Annotated in this window: 12 protein-coding genes and 1 pseudogene; 7 read left to right on the top strand and 6 right to left on the bottom strand. The window is 72.3% G+C overall.

Going from position 1 to position 21,513, the window contains the following annotated elements:
• Positions 1–99: 99 nt before the first annotated feature.
• Positions 100–210: pseudogene (locus BLV05_RS38970) on the top strand (IS481 family transposase); the annotation flags it as partial.
• Positions 211–223: 13 nt separating this feature from the next.
• On the opposite strand, the gene BLV05_RS19355 reads toward BLV05_RS38970, so the two are convergent.
• The 3 genes from BLV05_RS19355 to BLV05_RS19345 all read right to left on the bottom strand — a co-directional run bounded on the left by BLV05_RS19355 (position 224) and on the right by BLV05_RS19345 (position 5,294).
• Positions 224–1,315, bottom strand: a complete 1,092-nt coding sequence (locus BLV05_RS19355; RefSeq protein WP_046771751.1) for a glycoside hydrolase family 172 protein — start codon at positions 1,313–1,315, stop codon at positions 224–226.
• Between the two features lie 462 nt (positions 1,316–1,777).
• A complete protein-coding gene (locus BLV05_RS19350) occupies positions 1,778–2,344 on the bottom strand; it encodes a dihydrofolate reductase family protein (RefSeq protein ID WP_046771750.1) in 567 nt (188 codons plus the stop codon).
• Positions 2,345–2,477: 133 nt separating this feature from the next.
• Positions 2,478–5,294: a helix-turn-helix transcriptional regulator gene (locus tag BLV05_RS19345; protein ID WP_046771749.1), complete on the bottom strand. Its 2,817-nt coding sequence runs from the start codon at positions 5,292–5,294 to the stop codon at positions 2,478–2,480.
• 217 nt (positions 5,295–5,511) lie between these two features.
• Here BLV05_RS19345 and BLV05_RS19340 point away from each other — a divergent pair, with 217 nt between their 5' ends.
• Positions 5,512–6,360, top strand: coding sequence for an amidohydrolase family protein (locus BLV05_RS19340; RefSeq protein WP_046771748.1), 849 nt, complete (start codon positions 5,512–5,514; stop codon positions 6,358–6,360).
• Between the two features lie 82 nt (positions 6,361–6,442).
• On the opposite strand, the gene BLV05_RS19335 is transcribed toward BLV05_RS19340, so the two are convergent.
• Both BLV05_RS19335 and BLV05_RS19330 read right to left on the bottom strand, forming a co-directional pair.
• On the bottom strand, positions 6,443–10,528 hold the full coding sequence (locus tag BLV05_RS19335) for a hypothetical protein (RefSeq protein WP_152691005.1): 4,086 nt from the start codon (positions 10,526–10,528) through the stop codon (positions 6,443–6,445).
• A gap of 13 nt (positions 10,529–10,541) precedes the next feature.
• Positions 10,542–12,902 (bottom strand): S1 family peptidase, encoded by a 2,361-nt coding sequence (locus BLV05_RS19330; protein ID WP_172860674.1) that lies wholly within the window; start codon positions 12,900–12,902, stop codon positions 10,542–10,544.
• A gap of 279 nt (positions 12,903–13,181) precedes the next feature.
• Between BLV05_RS19330 and BLV05_RS19325 the strand changes: the two genes are divergently transcribed.
• A complete protein-coding gene (locus tag BLV05_RS19325; RefSeq protein WP_046771747.1) occupies positions 13,182–15,905 on the top strand; it encodes an AfsR/SARP family transcriptional regulator in 2,724 nt (907 codons plus the stop codon).
• A 12-nt stretch (positions 15,906–15,917) separates the two neighbouring features.
• On the opposite strand, the gene BLV05_RS19320 is transcribed toward BLV05_RS19325, so the two are convergent.
• Positions 15,918–16,544 carry an LUD domain-containing protein gene (locus tag BLV05_RS19320; protein WP_052762974.1) on the bottom strand — a complete coding sequence of 209 codons (627 nt, stop codon included), beginning with the start codon at positions 16,542–16,544 and terminating at the stop codon, positions 15,918–15,920.
• 81 nt (positions 16,545–16,625) lie between these two features.
• Between BLV05_RS19320 and BLV05_RS19315 the strand changes: the two genes are divergently transcribed.
• The 4 genes from BLV05_RS19315 to BLV05_RS19300 all read left to right on the top strand — a co-directional run bounded on the left by BLV05_RS19315 (position 16,626) and on the right by BLV05_RS19300 (position 21,452).
• Positions 16,626–17,240 carry a TetR/AcrR family transcriptional regulator gene (locus BLV05_RS19315; RefSeq protein ID WP_046771746.1) on the top strand — a complete coding sequence of 205 codons (615 nt, stop codon included), beginning with the start codon at positions 16,626–16,628 and terminating at the stop codon, positions 17,238–17,240.
• Between the two features lie 255 nt (positions 17,241–17,495).
• Entirely contained in the window at positions 17,496–20,297 is a 2,802-nt protein-coding gene (locus BLV05_RS19310; protein ID WP_046771745.1) for a helix-turn-helix transcriptional regulator, read from the top strand.
• Between the two features lie 161 nt (positions 20,298–20,458).
• On the top strand, positions 20,459–20,668 hold the full coding sequence (locus BLV05_RS19305) for a hypothetical protein (RefSeq protein WP_152691004.1): 210 nt from the start codon (positions 20,459–20,461) through the stop codon (positions 20,666–20,668).
• 19 nt (positions 20,669–20,687) lie between these two features.
• The gene (locus BLV05_RS19300) at positions 20,688–21,452 is read left to right on the top strand and encodes an SDR family oxidoreductase (RefSeq protein WP_046771743.1); all 765 of its coding nucleotides are present in this window, start codon (positions 20,688–20,690) and stop codon (positions 21,450–21,452) included.
• Positions 21,453–21,513: the final 61 nt, after the last annotated feature.

Raw genomic sequence — 21,513 nt, 5'->3', positions numbered from 1 at the left:
TGCTGCCAACGTCACGGCGGCCAGCTCGTCGAGTGATCCGGCAAGACGTCAGAAGGGCAAGTCGTACGACACGCCGATCCACAGGTCTTGACTATTCCTCACGACGAACGAGCAGCCGCACTTGCACCCTGGCTCGAGCACTACGACGCTGAACGCCGCCACAACGCACTCGGAGGACACCCACTGACCAGCCGGCTGCTACCAGCGTGATGGCCGGGTACACCTAGTCCACTTCCATGGTGCGCAGGTCCGGCGCCGGTGGCCGCGAACAGCTGGGTGCGTCGAGATAGAAGAACACCGTGGACGCGATGTCGTCGCTGGTCTGCCGGAACCGACTGCGCAGGCCGTTGTGGTGCCCCGGCCCGATACCCAGGCTCTGCACCGTGACCCGGAGGTCTTCGGCGAACCGGATCGGGTCCAGAATGTGCCAGCGGTACATCCCGAACCGTTGCTGGCTCGCGTAGAGCCCGTCCGGCGGCAGCACCTGGTTGAGACCCAAGTATGGCGTGGTGTAGGCCGTGTACCCCTGACCTGGGACGTCGAAGTTCCACGCACCGCCGAAGTAGTCCTCGGTGCCGGTGCCGCAGATGGTCGGGAACGCGTCGTCGCCGTCGAGATAGAACTTCACCTCGCCCTCGCCCCACCAGCCCGGGCTGTTGACCCCCCAGGCCAGATAGCTCCCGACGTAGTGGCCCGCCCCCTCGACCCGGTCGAGAAGCGTGTGCACCTCGCCGAGCGGCACCGGGTGACTGCGCCGCCACTGGGCGTGGAAGTATGCGGCGGCCGGCGGAACCTCGGCCAGTTCGTAGTCGATCTGGTAGTAGAGCACGACCTCCTCGGCAGAGACGTTCTCCACAGTGATCTCAGCCGCGCTGCGAAACGGCATCTCCCAATAGCAGTTGAAGCCCCCGTTCGGGTTGACGGCGACGACCGCGGACGAGACGTGGCTGTACGCGTTCCAGCCGTTGCAGAAGAAGTCACCGAGCGGCACCTCGACCGCGGGCTCGGCGCTGTCGTCCCAATGGAATCGCAGGATGGTCCCTCGCCACGCACGATGCGGCGCGGTGGTGCACCACACGTGGGTGATGGTGCCGGAACCCTCGATCCGGCCGAGCACGACGGTCTCTCCGGGCGCGATCTTGACGCTGGGCGAGATCTTCCAGCCCTGGCCGAGGCTGCCCGCCGCCTGAGCGCCGGTGCCGTCGACCGCTCGCCCACCGGCGCCCTTGCCGCCCGTGACGTTCTCGGCGCTGATCGATCGGCTCACCGCTGCCGTCCGGTTGGACAGACCCCGGATGCCCTCGCCCATGCTCATCTCCTCGACGTCGAATTCTCCGAAAGCAGTGGAGCTTGATGGGCTGACCGCAGGTAGGCGCACCTGCTCGCGATGCCCTCAGTAATCGATTGCTTGACGTCGCCATCGGGGCCTCATAGTCTCACGTGCCGCCTCAGGTGATGCGGCCGTGCACCCATGTCCGCGCAGGGCTGCCCGCCACGCTCAAGGAGCCGCTGCATGGCCGTCGAACCCTCCCGACCCGATCGTCCGTACTACGCCGGGCGCGGCGACGGCTAGGGCGTGTCTCCCAAGTCTCGGCCGTAGCGAGCGGCGTCCAGGTGGATGCCTCGCAAGGCCGAGGAGGGAGACATAGCGGGGTTCTATGACGACTGACGAGAACGCAGCGAGGCGCCGCCTGGGCGTCGCGCAGTAGGCCATGGACTTGGGAGACACGCCCTAGTGCGCCGCGCCCCCGCTGCCGCGGACGTAGCAGAGCCGCGGCTATTTCTTGATCTCGTAGCGCAGAATCACCACGCCGTTGTCGAGCGCGGTGGCCTCCACCGGCTTCAGGTCTTGCCGATCCTCGAAAAGGCGTGTTCCGCTACCGCGTGACACCGGGCAGACGAGCAGGGTGATCTCGTCGACGACGCCGGCGCCCAGCAGGGAGCGCATGAGGGTCAAGCTCCCCCACAGCCAGATGTCCTTGCCGTCCTGCTCCTTGAGCTCCCGGATGGTGGCGGCCGGGTCGCGCGTCACGGTCGCGGCGGGAAAGTCGCCCCAGGGGGCGGCATCCAGCTTCGACGAGGCGACGAGCTTCGTGAGGTTGTTGAGCTTCTCGCCGTACTCGCCCTGGTCGTCGGCGTACGGCCAGTAGTCCTTGGTCTGGGCGTAGGTGTTCGCGCCGAGGATCAACGTGTCGACCGAGTCGACGAACCCCATCATCTTCGCCTTGAACGCAGGGTTGGTCGCATCGGAGAAGGGCTCCCCCGACACGAAGCTGAGCCCGCCGTCCTCCTCCGCGGCGATGTTGTCGACGGTCACCCACTGCTGGACTACGAGGTTGCGCATGGTGGTCCTCCTTCGTCGTCATGCGGCCGGTCGTGGCCGCTGATGTCCCTGGGACGGAGCCGGCGCCACATTCTCGACATCCCGAAGCGGTGGACTCGAGTGGCCCGAGGACCTGGAGAACGGCGCGCGATCGTCAGGCGACGGGCCGGCCCAGGGCGTCGCCCAGCTGACGGCGGCTGCTGACGTCGAGCTTCGCGAACACTTTCCGCAGGTGCCATTCCACCGTGTGCCGGCTGAGGTAGAGCGCGGCCCCGATCTCGGGGTTGGTGCGTCCCTCCGCGGCCAGGCGGGCGATGTGCAACTCCTGGGCGGTGAGTTCCTGGCGGGTGTGAGCGGCCCGCCCGCGCACGGTCTCGCCGGTGGCGGCCAGTTCCCGGCGGGCCCGTTCGGCGAAGGCGTTCACGCCCATCGCCGTCAGCGAGGCGTGCGCGGGCCGCAGGAACTCCCGCGCCTCCGTGCGGTGGCCCGACCGGCGCAACCACTCGCCGTAGAGCAGCTGGGTCCTTGCCAGGTCCACCCGCGCGCCGGCACGCTCGAGCCGGTCGACGGCCTCGCGGTAGAGGTCCTCGGCCCGGCTGTCGTCGTGCAGCTGTGCGGCGCACCGTGCCGACACGCCGAGCGCCCAGTCCGTGCCGCTGGCGTCGGCCACCTCACCGAGCCGCTCGGCCGCCGCGGCCGCGGTCGCGGCGTCGTCGCACCGGCTGGCCGCCTCGACCAGTTCGGCCAGCGCCCAGCTGCCGGGCTGGGTTCCGGCCGGCGGCAGCGTCACCCGTCCGTCATGCACGGCCGGGTCGAGGAGCTCGAGGCAGTGTGCCAGCGCGGCCGGGTAGTCGCCGTTGCCGTTGCCCACCATGGCGCTGGCCCAGAGGGAGAGCGCCACGACCACCCCTTCACCGCGAGCGGCGGCGTCGGACCTCGCCGCGGCGATCAGCGGTCCCGAGTGCTCCTGGTCGCCGCGGAACGCGGCCAGGCCGATCTCGCTGTACGGCGGCAGTGCCCTTCCGGCGACCTCGGCCAGGGCGGTGGCCTCGTCGAGCAGTGCGGAGGCGGTGGCGACGGCACCGGTGAAGAGGCTCTTGTAGAGCACGTTGGACAGCGCGAACTGCGCCACGTGCAAGGCGCCGGACTCGCGGGCGAGCCCCAGCTGCCGGTGGCACAACGAGACCCACCCGGGCAGGTCCCACAGGTAGATGGCGATCTCGCTCCCGAGTGTCAGGAAGCGCAGCGCCTCCTCGACGGGGATGTCGTCGGTGTCGAACGATTCGACGACCCGTCGCATCTGGGGCGCCGCGGCGACGTAACCCTCGTCCTGGAGCACGGCGATCGCCTGGAGGAACAGATCGCTCTGCCGCGTGCGCAGCGGACGCGGCGCCGATCGCGCCGCCCGGGCGACCTCGACGACCACGGGTTCGCCCATCCGCAGTCCGGCGAACATGGTGGCCTCGAGGGCGTTGACGTACGTGTCGCGCGCGAGCTCGAGATCGAGCGGCTCCAGCCGGCGAGCGGCGGCCAGCAGCAGCTGAAGGGCCTCACGGCCACGGTTCGAGACGAACGCGATCTGGGCCTGGAGCTCCTCGGCGCGGGCGCGCTGCAGCTCGGTCGGGGACCGGTGGTCGAGCCGCCCGAGCAGGCGCAGCGCGTCCTCGACGGCACCGGCGTGCATCATGGTCTGGGCCGCCTTGAGCTCGCGCTCGACGCGGTCGGCGTCGTCCGGGGTGAGCCGGGCGGCCCGTTCCAGCAGGGCGGCGCCGGCAGCCAGGCCGCCGTGAGCCAGCGCGCGGTCGGCCGAGCGCTCCAGCTCGGCGGCCACGCCCTCGTCCGGGTCGGTGGTCGCCTGGGCGCGGTGCCAGGCCCGCCGGTCCGGGTCGCGATCGGCGTCGGTGACGTCGGCGAGCACGCGGTGTGCCGCCTGCCGGTCCGGCACTGTCGCGGAGTGATAAACCGCGGAGCGCACGAGCGGGTGCCGGAACCGGACCGCGTCCCAGACGTCGATCAGGCCCGCGGCCTCGGCCGGGGTGGCGGCGTCCATGGTGAGACCGAGACGCTCGGCCGCGCGCCGGAGCAGGTGGACGTCGCCGAGCGGTTCGGTCGCCGCCACGAGCAGCAGCCTGCGGGTGTCGTCGGGCAGCGTGTCGAGCCGGCGGCGGAATCCGTCCTCGATGCGGCTGGTCACGGTCCCGGCGGCCGGCGATGCGGGACCGAACACCAGCTCGGCCGACGACATCGACCGGGGCAGCTCCAGCAGCGCCAGCGGGTTCCCCCGGGTCTCGGCCAGGATCCGGTCGCGCACCCGCCGGTCCAGTGGCGTCGTCACGACCGACTCCAGGACGGCGACGGCGTCGGCCTTGGGCAGCCCGAGCACCGCCAGCCGGGGCAGGCGCGCCCACGCCTGCTCGTCGCCGCCCGCCCTGGCCGCGAACACCATGAGGATCGGCTCCGCGGCAAGCCGGCGGGCGACGAACGTCAGGATCTCGACCGAGGCCCGGTCGAGCCACTGGGCGTCGTCGATCACACAGACCAGAGGACGGTCGTCCGCGTGCTCCGAGAGCAGGCTCAGGACCCCCAGCCCGATGAGGAAGTGGTCCGGCGGCCGGCCGGTCCGCAGGCCGAACGCCGTCCCGAGCGCCTCCGCCTGGGGCGCCGGCAGGCCGTCCAGTCCGTCCAGTCCGTCGCGCCCGTCGCGCCCGTCGAGCAGCGGGCTGCACAGCTGGTGGAGGCCGGCGAACGCGAGCTCGATCTCCGACTCGACGCCGGCGGCACGCAGCACCCGGCACTGCGTCGCCGCGTCGACGAGGAAATCGAGCAGGGCCGTCTTGCCGATGCCGGCCTCACCCTGCACCATGAGCACGCCGCTGGTGCCCATCCGCGCCGCACGCAGCAGGTCGAGCAACGTCCGGCACTCCTCGTCACGCCCTCGTAGCCGCCGTGACGGGCGCGAGCCGAACTCCACGACTGCCTCCTGCGGACGAGAGGTCCAGCCGCGCGGGTGCGGGCGCGCCGGCCAGAGCGGATCACTCAGACTCGCACTCTCGTTTGCTCCTTACAAGACCCCGGCGGCATAGCTCAGCACGAGAACACGGGCCTGGCCACGCGGACTCCTGAGCTGTGAAGTACGTCTTGGACACGAACCGCAGTCCCTACACTCTGGCCAGGAGGTCGATCACCGGATGAGAGTCGTCGACGCACATCAGCACTTCTGGGACCTCGATGCGGTCGCCTACCCCTGGCTCACGCCCGCCGACGGCCCCATCTACCGCACGTTCGACTGGCCGGACCTCGAACCCGAGCTGACCGCCGCGGGGGTCGACGCCACCGTGCTGGTGCAGGCGGCGAACTCCGTCGAGGACACCGAGGCGATGCTGACCCAGGCCGACCGACACCCGGAGGTGGCCGGCGTGGTCGGCTGGGCCGACCTCACTGACGCCGCGGCCGCGACGGCGGTGCTCGACCGGTTCGCGGCCGACCCCCGGTTCGTCGGCATCCGGCACCTCATCCATGACGAGCCCGACCCGGACTGGCTGCTGCAGGACGCCGTACTCGACACCCTCGGGCTGCTGGCCGAGCGCGACCTCGCCTTCGACGTGGTGGCGGTGCTGCCGCGGCACCTCGAGCACGTCGCCACGCTGGCCGAGCGGCATCCCGGCTTGCGGCTGGTCATCGACCACCTGGCCAAACCGCCGATCCGCGACCGCGGCTGGGAGCCCTGGGCGTCGCTGCTGCGCCGCGCGGCGGAGTACCCGAACGTCCACGCCAAGGTGTCCGGGCTCAACACGGCGGCGGACTGGGAGACGTGGCAAACCGCCGACCTCGCGCCGTACGTCGAGCACGCCCTCGAGCTGTTCGGTCCCGGCCGGTTGATGTTCGGCGGCGACTGGCCGGTCAGCGTCCTGGCCGGCGGCTACCAGCCGGTGTGGCGGGCGACCCTCGAGCTGCTGGAGCCGCTCGCCCCCGACGACCGCGCCCAGGTGCTCGGCGGCACCGCGACGGCGTTCTACCGGCTGCCGGAGGTGCGCTGAATGCTCGACGTCCTGCGCCGTAAGGCCCGCACCCGCTGGGACGGCGCGGCCGGCGCCGTCCCAGCGGGCGTGGCGGAACGGCTCAGTCCAGCCAGGTGCCGACGCCGCGGACGGTGACTTCCAGGAGTTCTCCCGGGTTCTCCGGGTCGGGGTAGTAGATGATCATGGTCGTGCCGGCCGGCAGCAGCATCTTGATGGCCTGGACGCACCCCGCCACCACCTGCCGCTGGTCATCGGGCCGCGTCTCGGGCGGCACCGCGTCGCAGACACCGCCCGGGTTGTTCATGACCAGCCGCAGCGTGTTGTTGCGCAGCGCCACCTCACGCGTGGCCACACGATGTGCGAGCTGTGTCTCGAGCTGCCAGGTCGGCGGCGCCATGGGCAGACCGAACGACTGCCTGAACAGGAGTCCGATGCGTTGCTCGAGGGCCGCCAAGTCCTCGTGCAGGCCGCTCTCGACCGTATACCTCGCCCATTCCTCGAGATCGTCGATCGGCGGGAGACTCGCGACGGGCAGACCGTTCGCGTCGAGCACCCGTCCGGACTCGTCGACGAGATAACCCTGGTTGTTCTCCGGCCTGATCGACTCACTCAGCCTCTCGAGCTGCCACGCGGTCGCCTGCTGGGGGCACGTGTCACCCTCGAGCACGCACGCGGCCGGAAGGATGCGCAGCAGTGAAGTGGCGAGCTCGGTCTCATGAATCGAGAGGAGGATGGCCTGATCGTTGATGTTGTGGAGCAGGTACATTCTTCCCAAGATCGAGTTGTACTGGGCGAAGCGGAGTTCCTCGGGGACGAGCGATCCGATGAAGGTTCCGTTCCACTGGCTCGAGTGCTGGTCCCAGTCGGGATTCTGGACGATGTCCCAGATCCCGCTGACACATTCGCCGAAGCTGTACGCGGCACCTGGACCGCTGCTGGGATGGGCGTCCCGGCAGTCGTTGATCACGTCGATCTGCGAGAGACCCTCGTACAGATCCCGTGCGGTCAGCAGCACGTATTCGTCGGCGAGACGGTGGCCGGCCATCTCACGGCTGGCGATCCCGTTGAGCGCGTATTTGAACAGCGGGCTCAGGACGAGGGACAGGCAGGTGTCCAGAGCCCCGCCGGCGAACTGGTCATTGCAGCGCCTGGTGTTGTCCGCGGCGTAGCCGTCCGGGTTGTGCAGCGGCCCGTTGGGGTCGTTGATCTCCTGGTTGATGTATTGGTCGCAGTTGTGGAATCCGGGCATGTCGATGTCCAGGGGCCCCATCCTGCAGTGCACCTCCGAGGCGGCCCTGAAATCGCCCAGACGGTGCCGTGCCTGTTCCAGATAGTCCTCGAACACCTCGACGGCGATGCGAGCGGCTTCGGACGCGTCCTGATGGGCCTCGAACTGCGCGTTGTAAGCGACGTCGTAGGCGGCGAACGCGCTGGCCGCGTCCTGCGCCGCCGCCACGGCCGAGGCGCGTGCCGCGCCGGCCGAGAGGGACGCCCGCCGGGCCGACAGCTGGGCCTGCTGCGTGGCGGCCGCAGCGGTGCGGACGGACTGCGCCGCTCGCTCGGCGGATCCGGCGGCGTCCTGTGCGTGGGCGACGGCCTGGGTGGCGAACGCCTGCGCCCGTCCGGCCGCCGCACCGGCGTCGTTCGCGTAACCGACGGCCTGCTCCGCCGCGCCGCGGGCATCCGCCGCGGCGGCCTGCGCGGTGCGCGCCAGTTGGACGGCCTTCTCGGCGATCTGCGCCGTCTCGATCACCAAGGAGGTGGCGATGTAGTTGTGGGTCGCGGTCGCGTAGTCGCGTTCGGCCGCGCGGTGCTGCTCCACCTCCAGGAAGTCGACCTGCATGGACGTCGTGCCCGCGAGAGCGACCTGGGCGCCGTTGCGCACCTCGGTGCCGTAGGACTCGTCGCCGGCGATCGCGCCGACCTTCGCCCGGACGTCGATCGTGCGAGCGGTGTTGTGTGTCGTCGCCAGGAACACCTCGAGTGCGGCCGGATCCTCCGAGCGCAGGGCGATGTTCGCCGCCTCCTCGGTCTCGACGTTCCCGGCGCTGCGGGCCTCGGACAGGATTCGGTTGACCCGCGCGCGTTCTTCGGCCGCTCGCTCGGGATAGTCCGGGTCGTCGAGGAACGCGATGACGTCGGGCCAGCCGGCGTCGAGGGCGGCCTGCGCGGCGGCCTTCATGGCCGGGGTGCCGGTGACCATGAGACCCGTCAGCGTCGTGCGATCGTCCTGTTCCTCGGCGAGGGCCAGCCCGCTGCGGACGAACTCGAGCACACGGTCGTCGTCCTCGCCGAGAGCGGCCACAGCCGCCGAGCTGGTCCACGTGCCGGGCACGACCGCGAAGTACCGTGCGACCTCCCGCGCATGGCCCACCGCCACCGCCCGGTCGGTCTCATCGTCGACGGCCTCGGCGATCAGGGCATCGACCTGCGGATCGTGATAGTCGCGCATCGGCACGTCGAAGCTGCGAACGTCCTCCCAGCGGACCTCGGCCGCTTCCGCGCTGACATGCCGGGCCAAGGACAACTCGGTCTCCAGCTCGTCCTGGAGCCGTTCGGCGTCGGCCAACCGCGCCGACGTATAGATGGTCTGAGCGAGCTCCGCCGCATCCAACGCGTCCTCCGCCGCGCGGTAGGCGTTGTTCGCGTGCTCGGTCGCCAGCTGGGCCGCGTTGACGGCACTGCCGGCGTGCTCGGCCGCACTCGCCGCCGCCCTCCCCGCCGCCTCCGCATAGGACACCGCCCGCGTGGCGGCGTCGCGCGCCTGGCCGGCCGCGTCCTGGGCGACGTTCGCGTGCCGGACCGTCTCCGCAGTGGCGCGCCGCGCCCGTTCAGCGCTGGTTCGTGCCCGCCCGGCCGCGGCGAACGCGGCCCTGGCCTCGGCGCTCGCGTCCCCGGCATGATGGCCGGCAGCCTCAGCCGCGCGCCCGGCGACCTCGGTGTTCGCCCGCGCCGACTCGGCGGCGTCGGCCGCGGCGAACGCCCGAGCGGCGACTGCCGCGATCTGATCGATGGGTGCGCGCCAGTCAGAGATCTGCGCACCGACCTCCTGCATTCGCCGGTTGTGAGCCAGCGCCGCGGCAGCAGCGCCGGCGTCCAGCTCTGCCGCCGTCGCGGCCGCCCACGCCTCGTCAGAGGACGTGTGGGCCCGCGCTGCCGCGGTCGCCGCGCGTCCGGCGGCCCCCGCGGCGGCGCGCGCGGCGTCGGCCGCGGCCCGCGCCGCTTGGACAGCGACGTTGGCGGCCGCCGCGGCGCGGTCGGCAGCCTCGGCGGCCTGTTGCGCGTAAGTCCGGGCAGCTGCGGACTCCCGTCCGGCCGCCAGGGCGAGACGTTGTGCCTCTTCCGCATCGTTCCTGGCCGCCAGGGACTCGGCCTCCGCCCGGTCGGCCTGTGCGACCGCCGAGATCGTCTCGAAGGCCGCCAGGCGGGTCGCCTCGGTGGCGCTCGCCCGGAGATCGTTCAGCGTCTGAGCCTCGTTGTCGCGGGCCTGGGCCACGCCCCAGTCGATCTGGACGAACCGCTCCTGCATCTCCTGACTGCCGTCCTGGAGCGCCCGGTTCGCCGCGGCCCGCACCTGCGGGCCACCTTGGGACATCGCACGATTGACGGTCGCCCGGAGATCCATCCGGTACGGCACCAGCCAGCCCGAATCGACGAACTGCCCCAGCGCTTCACGCGAGCCGTTGCGCAGCACCGCGTTCGCGGCGGCCCGGACCTCCGGTCCACCCGCCGACTTCATCTCGTTCACCCTGGCGCGCAGGTCGATCTGGCGAGCAAGCTCCCAGCCGCCATCGAGAAACGCCTCCACGGCGCCCTCGTCGTCCGACCTCAGAGCCGCGTTGGCGGCGGCGGCCACCTCAGGGCCTCCGCCGGACTTGACGCGGTTGACCTGCTCACGGTCGTCCTGCGCCGCGAGCCGGGGAAGCCGGTCGAGGAAGGCGCAGATCGCCGCGTCATCTCCGAGCAGGGCCTCCTCCGCCGCCGGAGCGACGTTCAGACCGCCTGTGACCCAGGCGTCCAGTACCACCTGGCGTTCGCAGGCCGGGGCGGCGGGTGGATCCGCCTCGGCCGCCGCGGCCCGGTCGTCGGCCGTGGGGCTGCCCACGAGAAGCAACGAGAGCACAGCACCGGCCACCGTCATCGTCTGCCATGGCGCCCGCTCGCGCCACACGCGCATCGCCTTCATCGCCGTCACTCCCTCAGTCGACGATCCGCAGTTCGAGCAGGGTCTCGTTGCAGACGTCGGGGAAGTCCGGATGGCTCTCATCACAGTTCGCGTCCACGTGTCCGAACTGCTCGCTCTGGTCCCGCTCGACGCGCTCGGTCCGCTCATCGCCGGACGTCAGGTTCACCACCGTCGCGTCCAGGTCATGGCCGGCCCCCGGTGAGCGGCTGTCGCCCTGGACCTCGAGGACGCTCGGGACCCGAAGCTTCACGTACCCCGATGATCCGAGCACCTTGAAGCACACCGCCGTCTGGCCGAGGTGCGGCTCACCGACCTCGTCCTCACCGTTCAACAAGCGTGGGAACACCTTGACCACGCCGACTCCGTCCTCCGGGGCCGTGCTGCACGAGACCCAGATGATCCCGCCGTCGCCGGAGAGCAGTTCGAAGTTCATCGCCTCGGCCTCGTCCGTGCCCCAGTCGACGCGACCGGACGTACCGGTGAACTCGTGCTGGAAGTCCACGGGATAGTCGAAGGTCTCCACGATCGAGTCGGCGCCGGCCGGCCGGGTGACCGTGATGGCGGCGTCACCGCGTTCGACCTGGCGTCCGAGCACCCAGGCGGTGCGCGACCCCGGCCGGTAGGCGACGAGATCGGTGGGCGAACCCCGGTGGTTGTTGTCGTAGGCGACCAGCCGGTCCTGGGGTTGGGCCAGGTTGTAGCCGCCGATCCCGACCGTGCTGGAGTACACGGCCGGGCCCGCCGCCCAGGTACCGCCCGCACCGCTGCGCCAGGGCAGCACCGTCACCAGGCGTCCGCCGGGCCGGTAGAAGACCAGGTGGTCCATGAGCCCGGACCCGTCGTAGTCGTAGGCGATCAGCTGGTCGGAGGTCGCGTTGAGCTGGCCGAGCACTTGCCGGGACACGGTGCGGTAGGTGCCGTCGGCGGCCCGTTCGATCACCCGGTAGGCCGAGCTCTCGCCGTCCGACGCGACCACACCCGGCCGGTAGCCCACGAGGCAGTCCTCGCGCCCGGAGCGGTGGCAGTCGAACGCGATCATCCGGTCCCGCGCCTGGTTGACGCCGAAGCCGCCGATCCCCGCGCTCTCCGTCGTGTAGACGTCCGGCCCGGACGTCCACGCCTCGGTGTCGTCGTCGAAGATCCAGGAGCGGATCGTGACCAGGCCGGCACCGGGCCGGTAGAACACGAGGTGCTGGCCCGCCGCTGCTCCGTGGTCGTCCAGCGCCAGCATCTGGGTTGACGCCGCGTTCAGCCGGGCCGGCTTGTGGCGGAAGACCACCTCGTACCCGCCGTCCGGATCGCGTTCGAAGACGCTGTACGAACCGCTCTCGCTGTCGCCGCTGACCACACCCGGGCGGTAGACGACGATGCAGTCCTGCTTGCCGGACCGATGGCAGTCGAACGCGAAGACCCGGTCGCGGGCCTGGCCGAGCATCACGGTCCCGCCGGTCGGCACCGGCCCGATGCCGGCGTCGGCGTTCTGGAACACCCGCTCGAACGACCCGTCGGCACGACGCTTGACCACCCAGTACTTCTTCTGTGCACCCGGTCGGTAGATCAGCAGATGATCCAGTCGCCCGGTGCCCTCGTAGTCGACGGCGACGATCTGATCGTTGGGGTCGGCGAGGTTGTAGCCGCCGATGCCGTCGAGGTGCCCGTCGCCGTCGGCGTCCGAGGTGGTGTACGACGCGACGAACGCGTTGCGATACCAGACCGTGTTCCGGTCGATCCAGTCCGCCAGGACGTCGGCGCGGACGGCCCGCGCCGTGCTCTCCCCGTCGCCCGGGGCGACGAGGCAGCCGTTCTTGGCCGAGCCGACGACGACGCCGACGATCTGCACCGCGCCGTTCACGGACCGGGTCACCGGGGCGCCGGCGTCGCCCTCGCATGCCCCCGCCGACGACTCGGCGGGAGCGCTCAGCCCGATCGACACGTCGGTGACCTCACTCGCCGTCACGGTGGCCGCCTGCAGGTCGTCAGGTGCCCACACGCCTTCGGTCCGGCCGAAGCCGCTGATCGCCAGCGCCTCGCCGGCCGACGCGGGAGCGTCGGCGATCGGCCACGGCGCGATGTCCACACCCAGCGTCAGCCGCGCCAGCGCCACGTCCTGGTCCGGGTGCGGCACGACCCAGTCGACACCGCGCACGAACCCGTCCGCCGTGGACCGGTCCGGCCGCCCCACGGTCGCCGTCGTTCCTGCTGGAGCCGCACCCGTACGCACCTCGTCGGAAGCACCATCGGCCGTGAAGCAGGACGCCGCGGTGAGCACCCACTGCGGTGCGACCAGAGCCCCGGAGCACGCCTGCTCCTCGCCCACCTCGATCCGGACCTGCGGTCGCGCCCAGTCCGGGCTCACCGTCCCGCCACCGGTCACCGCCGGCGCCGGTAGGGCCAGACCCGCCCCGGCAACGACTGACGCGATGATCGCGGCGCAAACGCCTCGCAGCCGCAGAACCCTGAAATCGCCGTAGTCCGCCATACCCGCCCCTTCGGCCTAGCAGAACCGTCACCCTGGGGTCCCCAGTTGGGCGAATGATCACAGCGGACGTCTTCACAACGTCTTCACTCCGGCGTCATCGCACGTAGCAGGCCATTTCGGCACAAATCGCCATGGCTGTTGCGCACGCAAATACCGGCCCTCTATGGTGCCCGCGTGAGCACATCGCGGCCGGCCCTCCGGCTGTTGGGGCCCCTGGAACTGGAGATCGACGGCCGTCGCGTCGAGCCGGCGACGGGCCGGCTGCGGGCTCTGCTCACCGCGCTGGCCGTGGCCGGCGAGCGCGGTGCGTCCGTCGAGGATCTGGCGCTGGTCCTCTGGCCGGACGAGGAACCGGCGCATCCGCGACGCAGCCTGCAGACCTACGTCGTCCGGTTGCGGCAGGTGCTCGGCCGCGACGCCATCGCCACCACCGTGCACGGCTACGCGCTGCGCCTCGGCGACGACGAGGTCGACGTGCGGAGGTTCGAGCGGACGCTGGACCGGGCCGACGAGCTGGCGGGCGCGCCGGACGAGCGCGCCGCGCTCGAGCAGGCGCTCGCGCTCTGGCGGGGCATCCCGTTCGACGACGTCGAGACGTCGGGGCTGCAGGCCGAACGGGACCGGCTGAGCGAGCGGTACGCCGGCGCGCTGGAGCGGCGGATCCGGCTGGACCTCGAGGCCGGGCGGCAGGCCGAGCTCCTCCCTCAGCTGCGTGAGCTCACCGCGCGCCATCCGCTGCGCGAGCCGCTGTGGGCCCTGCTGCTCACCGCGCTGGAGCGATCCGGCCGGCGCGCCGAGGCGTTGGAACAGTACGAGCGGGTCCGTTCCCGGATAGCCGACGAGCTGGGCGCCGACCCCGGGCCGCAACTGCGCGCCGTCCACACCGCCCTGCTCCGGGAACGACCGGCCCACGACCGCGACGTCGCCCCGCCGGTCCCGCACCAGCTCCCGCCGGCCGCGGCCGGGTTCGCCGGCCGCGACGAGGCGCTCGCCGAACTGGACCGGCGGCTGGTGCCCGACGGAGACCCGCCGGCCTGCGTGGCGATCACCGGGACCGCGGGCGTCGGGAAGACCGCGCTGGCCGTGCAGTGGGCGCGGCGGTCGGCGTCCGCGCGGTTCCCCGACGGGCAGCTCTTCCTCGACCTGCGCGGCTTCGCACCCAGCGGCCGCCCGCTGGCGCCCGAGGACGCCGTGCGCACGCTGCTCGAAGCGCTTCAGGTGCCGGCGGCGCGCATCCCGGCGACGGCCGACGCACAGCTCGGGCTGTACCGGAGCCTGCTGGCCGGCCGCCGGATGCTCGTCGTGCTCGACAACGCCCTCGACGCCGCGCAGGTGCGGCCGCTGCTGCCCGGGTCACCGGGCTCGGCGGCGCTGGTCACCAGCCGCCGGCGGCTGACGGGCCTGAACGCGACGGCGGGCGCGCACCTGCTCGCGCTGGACCTGCCCTCGGCCGAGGAGGCCCGCCGGCTGCTGCTGGGCCGCCTCGACGCCCGGGTGACGGGGGACGTCGAGCCCGCGGTCGACGAGCTGGTCGAGGCGTGCGCCCGGCTGCCGCTGGCGCTCACCGTCGTCGCGGCCCGGATCAACACGACGCCCGGCTCGCCGCGAACGGTGGCCGCCGACCTCCGCGTGGCGCGCACCCGGCTGGACGCCCTCGCCGACGACGACCAGGCCATCGACCTGCGCTCGGTGTTCTCGTGGTCGTATGCCGGGCTCGGCCCGGCGGCCGCGCTGCTGTTCCGGCGGGCCGGCCAGGCGCCCGGAGCGGACCTGGACGTCCCCGCCGCGGCGGCGCTCGGCGGCGTGGGGCGGGTGGAGGCCGGTGGCCTGCTCGGCGAGCTCACCCGAGCCCACCTCGTCGTCGAGCGCACGCCCGGCCGCTTCAGCCTGCACGACCTGCTGCGCGAGTACGCCGCGGAGCTGGCCGCCGGCGACGACCCGGCGGATGTCGCGGCCGCCGCGGACCGCCTGGTGGAGCATCGGGCCCGCTCGGCCGTCGCCGCGGTGACGACGTTCCGCCCGGCCCACGAGGCGCCACGCCTGAGCGCGGCCCATGCCGACGACGGCCACGCGTTCGGGTCCGAGGCCGAGATGCTGGCCTGGTTCGACTCCGAGCGGGACGCGCTGCTCGCGACCGTCGAGGCGGCCGCGACGACCGGACCGGCCGGGATCGTCTGGGAGCTGGCCGCGGCCGTCATGGTGCTCGTGGACCGGCAGGGCCGCTGGCCCGACGCCGCACACCTGGCCCGCACGTGCCTGCGGATCGCCGACCGGCTCGGCGACGACGGGCTCAGGGCGGCCTCACACCGCTGGCTCGGGCGCGCGCTCGGCCGGCAGGGCCGCCCGGACGACGCGCTGGCCGAGCTGCGGGCGGCCCTGGAGCTGTGGGCGCGGGCGGGCGACCGGCCGAGCCAGGCGCGGGCGCTGCGCAGCATCGCGATCATCCTCGAGGACCTCGGACGGGCCGACGAGGTGCTCGCGCACAACCGTGAGGCGCTGGCGCTGTTCCGGGCCGCGGGCGACCCTCCGGGCGTGGCGGACGCGCTCAACGCGGTCGGCTGGGCCCACGTCCTGCGCGGCGAGTACGAGCAGGCACTGGTCTGCTGCCGGGAGGCGCTGGAGCTGGTGACCGCCCTCGACGACACGTTCTACCGCGCCGTCACCTGGGACAGCATGGCCGCCGCCCACCGCGGCCTGCGCGACTGGCCGGCCGCCGTCGAGGCGTACGAGCAGGCGGCCGGGCTGTTCGCGTCAGTCGGCGGGTTCTACGACCAGGCGGTGTCGCTGACCAGCCTGGCGGACTGCCTCGACGACGCCGGCGACGGGAACGGCGCCGCGGCGGCGCGGGTACGCGCGGCCGCGGCCCAGGCCCGGGTGGACCAGCCGCCGGCGCCCTGAGGCGTACGCGGGCTAGAAGCCGACCGGCTGCCGGGTGAGGATGATGTGGATGCGGCCGGGGAGTTCCTGGTGGATCTCGAGGACCTTTCCGACGTAGCTGTGCTGGCCGTAGGCAGCCTGGGCACGGGCGTCCTCGAGCTTCAGACTGTGCTGGTAGACGCGTTCGTGCGCCGCGTCCAGCGTGGGGACGAGCTTCTGCGCGCCGACGACGAAGATGACGTTGGCCGCACCCCAGGCGTAGGTGGCGAGCTGGCTGCCGGAGGCCGAGGCGATGACGAGCGTTCCGTCGCCGGTGACCGCGTGGACACTGCCCAGGGCGTAGTCGGGCTGACCGGCGATCACCTTCATGTCCTGCGCCTGCGTCTGGAAGTCGAGCGCCAGCATCTTGTTGCGCGCCGACTCGTACGGACCACCGCCGTTGACCGCGTCCTCGATACCGGTCTCCTGCAGCGTCACCGACGTGTTCGTCATCACCGTGGAGCCCTCGGGAATGCGGGCCAGGGCCGCCCGGCGCGCGTCGGCGAGGTCGTCGACGATCTCGACGCTGAATCCGTGCTCCTCGAGAGCGACGACGGTCGCCGCGAGCGTCGCCTCATCAGGCAGCGCGGTGAAGCGCTCCGTTGTCTCGGTCGTGGTCATAGCTGCTCCTCGTTCATGGGGTTGTCGATAGCGTAACCGGACTTTACCCCGCTTAATTCCACGCCGGTAGAGTGAATCTCCGTGGACCAGCCCGTCGTGTCGTGGGGAGCACCGCACACCGAGCGCGCCGACGCGGCACGGAACCGGCTGCACCTGGTGGCCACGGCCCGCGAGATGATCGCCGAGCTCGGCGTCGACCGGCTGACCATGGACGCGTTGGCAGAACGGTCGGGATTGGGCAAGGGCACGGTGTTCCGGCGGTTCGGCACCCGCGCGGGGATCTTCCAGGCGCTGCTGGACGATGGCGAGCGCGCCTTCCAGGAGCGGGTGCTGGCCGGGCCGCCACCGCTGGGCCCGGGCGCCGCACCACTGGAGCGCTTGATCGCCTACGGCCGGGCCCGGGTGGGCTTCATGCTGGAGTACCGCGAGGTCGCCCGGGCCGCGCTGGACGGCCGCCAGCCCATACCGGCGGGGGCGCAGACGCCCCTCTCCCAGACGCACATCCGCATGCTGCTCGGCCGGCTGGACCTCGGATCCGTCAACCTCGACATCCTGTCCATCCAACTCACCGCGGCCCTGGACGGCCCGCTCCTGCTCTACCTGTCGGCAGCGGACCTCGAGCCCGGCGCCGCCGGGACCGAGCAGCGACTCGCGCAGAGCTGGCAGGACCTCGTACAACGCGTCTGCCACCCATGATGCAGTCCGCCGATGCCACGGAGACGATATGGATACGCCGCCCGCACGCCCGAACGGATTCCGCCGGATGCGCTCGTACTTCATCATCCTCGGAGTGCTGTTCCTGGTTCTCATCGGCCTGGCGGTGTTCGCTCTGACGCCATGATCGCCCTCCGGCACCGGCGCCCAGGTCTTGTCCGGAGGGAACCGCGAGTGCGAGTCTGATGGATCGGCTCTGGCCGCGCGCCCGCATCGGCCCGGCCGCACCTCGACCGCATGGAGGCAGTCGTGCAGCTCGGGCCGCGCCCTCCACGGTGGTTACGAGGGCGGGACAAGGAGTGCGGAGTACTGCTCGACCTGCTCCGAGCGGCGCGGTCGGGCCATAGCGCCGTGCTCGTGATGCAGGGTGAGGCGGGCATCGGCAAGACGGCGCTGCTGGACTACCTCGTCGATGCGGCGTCGGACTGGCGGGACCTGCGGGTGGCGGGTGTCGAGTCGGAGATGGAGCTCGCGTTCGCCGGCCTCCATCAGCTGTGTGCGCCCCTGCTCGACGGGCTGGAAGGGGTGCCGGCGCCGCAGGCCGAGGCCCTGGGCACGGCGTTCGGCCTACGCACCGGGAGGCCGCCGGATCGGTTCATGATCGGGCTGGGCGTCCTGACCCTGCTCTCCGAGCACGCGGGCGATCAGCTCCTGGTGTGCGTGATCGACGACGCGCAGTGGCTCGACCAGGCCTCCGCGCAGATTCTCAGTTTCGTCGCGCGCCGGCTGGCCGCGGAGTCGATCGTCATGGTCGTCGCGGCCCGGGCGAGCGAGGACGAGCAGGCCTGGGCCGGCCTGCCGCTGCTGACGGTGCACGGGCTGAACAAGGCCGACGCCGTGGCGGTGCTGGAGTCGGTGGTCACAACGCCGCTGGACAGCCGGGTGCGCGAACGGATCCTCGCGGAGACCCGCGGGAACCCCCTGGCGTTGGTGGAGCTGCCGCGGTGGTTGTCGTCGGCGGAGCTGACGTTCGGGCCGGAGCAGGCAGCCGGCGGCAGCGTGTCCGGCCGCATCGAGGAACGGTTCCGGCGCCGGCTCGAGCCGCTGCCCGACGAGACCCGGCGCCTCCTGCTGATCGCGGCGGCCGAGCCGCTCGGCGACGCCGGTCTGCTCTGGCGCGCGGCCGAGCGCCTGGGCCTCGGCATGGACGCGGCCAGCCCGGCCGAGGCGGCGGAGCTGATCGACGTGTGGGACACGGTGCGGTTCCGTCACCCGCTCGTCCGCTCCGCGGTCTACCGCTCGGCCGGGCAACGGGACCGGCAGGCGGCGCACCTGGCCCTCGCCGACGCCACCGACGCGGACCGCGACCCGGACCGGCTGGCGTGGCACCGCGCGCACGCCGCCTCCGGCCCGGACGAGACGGTGGCCGCGGAGCTGGAGCGCTCCGCCGACCGAGCGCTGGCACACGGTGGCCTCGCCGCCGCGGCCGCGTTCCTCGAACGGGCGGCCAGGCTGACCCCGGACGAGGCCGAGCGCGTCGAGCGTGAGCTCAAGGCGGCGCAGACCATGGTGCACGCCGGTGCGTTCGAGCGCGCTCTGCAGCTGCTCGCACTGGCCGGGCGCCGTCCACTGAGCGAGCTGCAACGCGCTCGCGCCGAAGTGCTCCGGGCCCAGATCGCCTTCGCCTCGAACCGCGGCCACGAAGCCGTGCCGCTGCTGCTGGCCGCCGCTCGCCGGCTGGAGCCGCTCGATCTCGAGCTCGCGCTCGACACCTACGTGACGGCGCTCGAAGCCACCCTGTTCGCCGCACGGCGCGTGGGCGAGCCCGGGGCGGTCGAGGTCGCGCGGGCGGCCCGGAACGCGCCGGTTCCGCTCCGCCCGCGTCGAAGCGACCTGCTCCTGCAGTGCATGGCAGTGCTGCAGGTGGACGGCCTCGCCGCCGCCGCGCCGTTGATGAGACGGGTCGTCGAGACGTACCGAGCCGAAGAGCTCCCGGTCGAGGAAGGGCTGCGGTTCCTGGTGCTCGCCGGCGCGCTCGCCTGCGACGGATGGGACCTGCCCGGCTGGAGCGCACTGGCCGGCCGGCACCTCGAGTTCGCGCGCGAGGCCGGCGCTCTGAACGCCCTCCAGTTCGCGCTGAACAGCGTGGTCTACCCGCACATCTTCGGCGGCGATCTCGTCACTGCCGGCGCCCTGCTCGACGAGGCCGACGCACTGGCCGAAGTGGCCGGCACGACGCTGCATCCGTACGCCGCCATCGGCCTGGCAGCGCTGCGCGGCGACGTCGAACACGGCGAACCGCTGATCGCGGCCGCGAAGGCCGATGCCGTCGCCCGTGGCGAAGGGCTGGTCATCGCGCTGACGTCCTGGGCGAACGCGGTGCTGTGCAACGGCAACGGCGACTATGCGGCGGCGCTCGCGCACTGCCGGGAGTTTCTCGGACCGGTCGAGGACGACGGGCGAATGACGCTGCTTCCCGTCGGGACCCAGCCGGGTGGCTGGACGCTGGCCGAGCTGGTCGAGGCGGCGACGCGGTGTGACGACCTCGCGACCGCGGTCGCCGCGGCCGAACTGCTCACCGAGACGGCCGAGATCTGCGGCACCGATTGGGCGCTGGGCGTCGCGGCCCGATCCGAGGCGCTGCTGCGGGACGGCAGCCGGGCCGAGGAGCTCTACCGTGAGGCGATCGACCGCCTCGGTCGCGTCGGCCTGCGCGTCGAGCTGGCGCGGGCGCAGCTGCTCTACGGCGAGTGGCTGCGCCGGTCCGATCGCCGCGCCGACGCACGCCCGCATCTTCGGCACGCCCACGACTCGCTCACGGCCATGGGCGTCGAGGCGTTCGCCGAGCGGGCCCGCCGTGAGCTGGCCGCCACCGGCGAGACGGTGCGCAGGCTGACGGCCGACACCCGCAAGGAGCTCACCGCCCGGGAGCTGCACATCGCCCGTCTGGCGGCAGACGGACGCACCAATCCCGAGATCGGCTCCGAGCTCTACCTCAGCCGCCACACCGTGGAGTGGCATCTGCGCAAGGTCTTCACGAAGCTCGACGTCACCAGCCGCCGGCAGCTGCGCACCGCCCTGGCGCGGCCCGCCCCCTGACGAGGCACGTCGCCACGGGGCGCCACCGGGGCACCCCGGCCGGCCACGGACGTCGCCACGCAACGGCCACGCACTCTCAACGGTGCGGCACCGCTCACGGGGACGGGAGGGTGCTGTCACCGGCGCCGCCGGGGGCAGCGATCCGAACCGTGGAGGCGACCATGACGACGCGACTACTGGGCGCAGGCGCGCTGGACCTGACCTCGTGCCCCGAGTGCGGCGCGGCCGCCGAGGTCCAGTGGCGCCTGGTCATGGAGAGCAGCGACGGCCCAGTCGAACACGTCCGCGTCCTCTGCGTCCACCGGCACTGGTTCCTGCTGCCGGCTGTCACAACCGGCGCCTTGGCCCGGTCCTCTGGAGCAGAACGTTGACCGAGAGCGGAGGCCGGCCATGAGGATCGTCGTGATCGGCGGCACCGGACTGATCGGGACCGCGGCCATCGCCCTGCTGCAGCGGCAGGGCCACGATGCCGTACCGGCGTCGCCGTCGACCGGGGTCGACACCCTCACGCGCGCGGGCCTGGACGGTGCGCTCGCCGGCGCGTCGGTGGTGATCGACGTCGCCGATGCGCGGTCGTTCGACGGCGACGCGGCCCTGCGCTTCTTCGAGACGTCCACGCGCCACCTGGTCGCCGCGGAGGCGGCCGCGGGCGTCGGGCATCACGTCGCCCTGTCGGTCGTGGGTGCCGACCGGCTCGCCGACATCGGCTACTTCCGCGCCAAGCTGGCGCAGGAGAACCTCGTCTCGAGCTCGTCGATCCCCTTCACCATCGTCCGGGCGACGCAGTTCTTCGAGTTCCTCATGCGCATCGTCGACGCCGCGACCGACGACGAGGCGGTGCGGGTCGCTCCGGTGCTGATCCAGCCCGTCGCCGCCGACGACGTCGCCGCGGAGGTCGGACGGCTCTCGGCGGGGCCGCCGGCGAACGGCGTCGTCGAGATCGCCGGGCCGCAACGGTTCCGGTTCGACGAGCTCGTCTGGGACGACCTGTCCGCCCGCGACGATCCGCGCACGGTGGTCACCGACGAGCGAGCCCGCCACTACGGCGCCCTGCTGAGCGAACGTTCGCTCCTCCCCGATGACGGCGTGCGGCTGGGCCCCACGCGGTTCGCGGACTGGCTCCGGCACCGGAGGACCGCCGTCACGCAGGCGTGATCATTGCCGGCTCTGCGCCGGCCGGCGTTGGAGCATCGGCAATCGAGCCGTCATGTCCGGC

Origin of the sequence: Jiangella alkaliphila (assembly GCF_900105925.1) — a bacterium.
Lineage (GTDB): Bacteria > Actinomycetota > Actinomycetes > Jiangellales > Jiangellaceae > Jiangella > Jiangella alkaliphila.
The sequence above is the reverse complement of the archived record's forward strand: the minus strand, read 5'-3'. Positions and strand labels throughout refer to the sequence as shown.